Annotated in this window: 3 protein-coding genes; all 3 read right to left on the bottom strand. The window is 67.0% G+C overall.

The genetic code is table 11. The features are described from left to right. Positions 1 to 74: 74 nt before the first annotated feature. Positions 75 to 1,058 carry a hypothetical protein gene (locus NTW26_03100; protein MCX7021261.1) on the bottom strand — a complete coding sequence of 328 codons (984 nt, stop codon included), beginning with the start codon at positions 1,056 to 1,058 and terminating at the stop codon, positions 75 to 77. A gap of 3 nt (positions 1,059 to 1,061) precedes the next feature. After that, complete coding sequence (locus tag NTW26_03095; protein ID MCX7021260.1) at positions 1,062 to 2,498, bottom strand: MBOAT family protein; 1,437 nt, start codon at positions 2,496 to 2,498, stop codon at positions 1,062 to 1,064. Positions 2,499 to 2,571: 73 nt separating this feature from the next. Then, positions 2,572 to 3,849, bottom strand: coding sequence for a UDP-N-acetylglucosamine 1-carboxyvinyltransferase (gene murA / locus NTW26_03090; GenBank protein ID MCX7021259.1), 1,278 nt, complete (start codon positions 3,847 to 3,849; stop codon positions 2,572 to 2,574). Positions 3,850 to 3,879 lie beyond the last annotated feature (30 nt).

The raw sequence follows: 3,879 nt of genomic DNA, 5'->3' as shown, positions 1-3,879 counted from the left end.
GAAGGGAGAGGGGACATGCGGCAGCCCTCACCCCGGCCCGCGCCTCGCAGACCCCCCCACGGGGAAAACCCGCGCTACGGCTCCCCCAGCAACCGGTCCACTATCTCCGCCGCGTTCGCCGACCCCACGTGCGCCGGGTCGAGGAAATCCGACTCCAGGCCCCCAAAATTCTCCGGCCTGGAAAAATCCCGCCAGGTGAAGCCCGGGTAATTCAGGCCGTCGAGGTACGACCTCAGATCCTTCATCCGCGCTTCGTACGGGGTGTTCAGGGAGAGGTATTCGGTCATCTGCGGGTGAAGGCAGGTGATGAAGGCGCGGACCTCGACGCCGTGTCCGACGGCGAGCGCCAGGAAGGCCTCGAAGGTGGCGCGGCGCGTCTCGCTCAGCCGGTCGTAGGTGTTGAAGGTATCCTCGTAGCTGAGGTTGACCCCCATGTTCACCCCCGCGGCGTTGCACGGCGGGAGGGGGGTGGAGGCGAAGTTCCCGTTCTCGGGGAGGACGCGGTTCCGGCGGTCCGGACCCTGCCCGGTGATCCACCGCCAAATCGAGACGAAGCTCATCTGTAGCGAGTTGGACATCTTCCTGAGTATCGGCTCGTCGCCGGAGGGGGGGATGACCATCCACGGCTGGAGGTACCGGGCCAGCTCGGGGAGGTTCAAAAGCTCGCTCCGGGTCTCCAGGTACGGGTGGAAGAGCTCGGCGTCCAGGCCGAGGATGATCAGACGCGGCGGCCGCGGGCTTTTATCCAGAATCATCGCCACGAGGGCGTAGAGGTCCTCCGCCCGGCAGTTGGCCACGCCGAAGTTGTAGCACCGGTACCCGTGACTCCCCACGTACTCCGCGTCCAGGCGCATCACCCGGCTCGAGCCCATGATGAAGGCGTCGAAGCCGCGGTCGGTGGCGAGGTAGCCCCGGACCTTCTCCTCCCGCGAGGGCAGCTCGATGGGCGGCAGGAGCTGGGGCGGGTAGATGTTGAAGGGGTCCACCAGGTACTGCAGCACGATGAGCGCCGCCACCGGCAGGAGGAAGATGAACGTCAGCTTCAGGAAAGTCCGCATGCGTTAAAATCGGAAGTAGATGAACTCCCGGCCCCCGAAGGTGCCGAAGAGCGCCGCGACCAGGAACAGGGCATAGTAGGTCGCCCACCGCAGCGTCCGCGGCGCGCGCCCGAGGTCCATCACGTGCGCCCGCCGACGCTGGAGCCACTCGGCGACGAAGAAGGCCGCCGACACCGCCACGGGCTGGAGGAGCGACCCGTGCCACACCCCGGACATATACGGCACGCTGAACATCCGCCCCAGGTAGGCCAGGGCGTCGGCCAGGGTATCGGAGCGGAAGAAGACCCACCCCAGGAGCACCAGGCCGAAGGTGCCCAGCATCTGAAAAAATTCCTTGAGCGAGGGGAGCCGGCTCTTCTTGGCCACGACGCCCTTGTGATGCGGCGGCGTTTTCCGTAGGAGCAGCGGGATGTAGTAGCAGCCGTTCAGAAAACCCCAGCAGACGAAGGTCCAGTTGGCCCCGTGCCACAGCCCGCTCAGGGTGAAGGTGAAGACGATGCCGAAGACCTGCCTGGCCTTGGAGCCGAAGGGCCCGCCCAGGGGGTAGTACACGTAGTCGCGGAACCAGCTCGACAGGGAGATATGCCACCGCCGCCAGAACTCGGCGATGTCCCGGGAGAAGTAGGGGTAGGCGAAGTTGCGCATCAGGTCGAAGCCGAAGAGGCGCGCCGTGCCTATGGCGATGTCCGAGTAACCGGCGAAGTCGCAGTAGATTTGGACGGCGAACAAAAAGACGCCGCCGAAGAGGATCAGACCGTCCTGGCGGGCGTAGGTGCTGAAGATGGTGTCCACGTAGCGGGCGACGAAGTCGGCGATGCAGATTTTCTTGAAGAGACCGCCGAGAATCTGCCGCATCCCATCCTTGGCCCGTTCGAGGTTGAACTCCCTTCGTCGGGTGAACTGGGGCAACAGGTTGCGCGCCCGCTCGATGGGACCGGCCACCAACTGCGGGAAGAAGCTCACGAAGGCGAAGAAGGCGATGGGGTCCCGCGTCGGCTCCACCTTCCGCCGGTAGACGTCCACGGTGTAGGAGAGCGTCTGGAAGGTGTAGAAGCTGATTCCCACGGGGAGAATCACGGCCAGCGACGACGGGTTGACCCGCAGGCCCATGAGGGTCAGAAGGGCGGCGAAGGAGTCGGCGAAGAAGTTGAAGTACTTGAAGAAGCCCAGGAGGGCGAAGTTCACGATGAGGCTGACCACGAGCAGGGTCCGGCGCCCCCGGGGGTCGTCCGTCCGCGAAAGGCCCCGGCCCACCAGGAAGTCGGTCAGGGAGCTGATGAAGATGAGCCCCAGAAAGCGCCAGTCCCACCAGCCGTAGAAGACGTAGCTGGCGACGACGACGAGGAGGTTCTGCAGCCTTAAGGGGGCCCGGTTGAGCGACCAGTAGAGGGCGAAGACGATGGGGAGGAAGATCGCGAAGGTGATGGAGTTGAAGAACATGGGGCTCCCGCGCGGGGTTCGGGTAAGACAAGGGGGCTTGGACCCCTTGACTACGTCGCAGGACCGGCCGGGTTCAGGCGTCCTCGTCGGGCATGCGGCGGACGTCGGCGCCCAGGGCGGCGAGCTTCTTCTCCATCCCCTCGTAGCCCCGGTCCAGGTGATAGACGCGGTGGACGTGGGTCTCGCCCCCGGCGGCCAGTCCGGCCAGGACCAGCGCCGCCGACGCCCGCAGGTCCGTCGCCATCACGTGCGCCCCGGCCAGGGCGGTCATGCCGTGGACCACCGCCGTGGCGCCCTCCCGGCTGATGGTCGCCCCGAGGCGTACCAGCTCCGGCACGTGCATGAAGCGGTCGGGGTAAATCGTTTCGGTGAAGACGCTGATGCCCGGCGAGAGGGTGGCCAGGGCCATCATCTGGGCCTGCATGTCGGTGGGGAACTCGGGCCAGGGGCCGGTGCGGATTTCGACGGGCCGCTTGCCGCCGCGCCCGTCAACGACCACCCGGCCGCCGACACCGGAGCATACCACCCCCGCCTCCGCCAGCTTCTCCGCCACGGGGGCCATGGATTCCAGCGGGCAGCCGGTGAGCGTGACGCGCGAGCGCGTTATCCCCGCCGCGACCATGTACGTCCCCGCCTCGATGATGTCGCCCATCACGGCGAACTCGCAGCCGTGGAGCGCGTCCACGCCTTCGATTTCCAGGGTGGGGGTGCCGACGCCGGAGATTTTCGCCCCCATGGCGACGAGGAGATTGCAGAGGTCGGCGGTTTCCGGCTCCCGGGCGGCGCCCTCGATGACCGTCGTCCCCCGCGCCAGCACCGCCGCCATGAGCACGTTGGCCGTGGCGCCCCGCGACGGGCCGTGGCTCCCGGAAAGGTTTATCCGGCAGCCCGCGAGCTTTTTCGCCTTCCCGACGATGTAGCCGTTTTCGATGGTGAGCTCCGCGCCCAGCGCCGCCAGACCCTTCAGGTGCAGGTCCACCGGCCGGGTGCCGATGGCGCACCCCCCGGGCAGCGAGACCCGCGCCTCGCCGAGCCGCGCCAGCAGCGGTCCCAGCACGTTCACGCTGGCCCGCATCTTGCGCACCAGCTCGTAGGGCGCCAGCGCCGATAACGCGCCCGTGGCGTCCAAAGAAACTGAATGCTCCCCCGTCCACTCCGACCGCAACCCGAGGACGTCCAGCACCTCGAGCATGGAGAAGACGTCGTCCAGGCGGGGGACGTTGGAGAGGACGACCTTCCCCTCGGCGGCCAGGATGGCCGCGGGGTACATGGGCAGGGAGGCGTTCTTGGAGCCGGAGACCGGAATCTCGCCCGCCAGCCGCTTCCCGCCGCGAATCACGTACTTGTCCAAAACGCCCCCTTATTCCAGCTTCAACTGCCC

The organism is bacterium, from assembly GCA_026398675.1.
Classification (GTDB): domain Bacteria; phylum RBG-13-66-14; class RBG-13-66-14; order RBG-13-66-14; family RBG-13-66-14; genus RBG-13-66-14.
The sequence above is the reverse complement of the archived record's forward strand: the minus strand, read 5'-3'. Positions and strand labels throughout refer to the sequence as shown.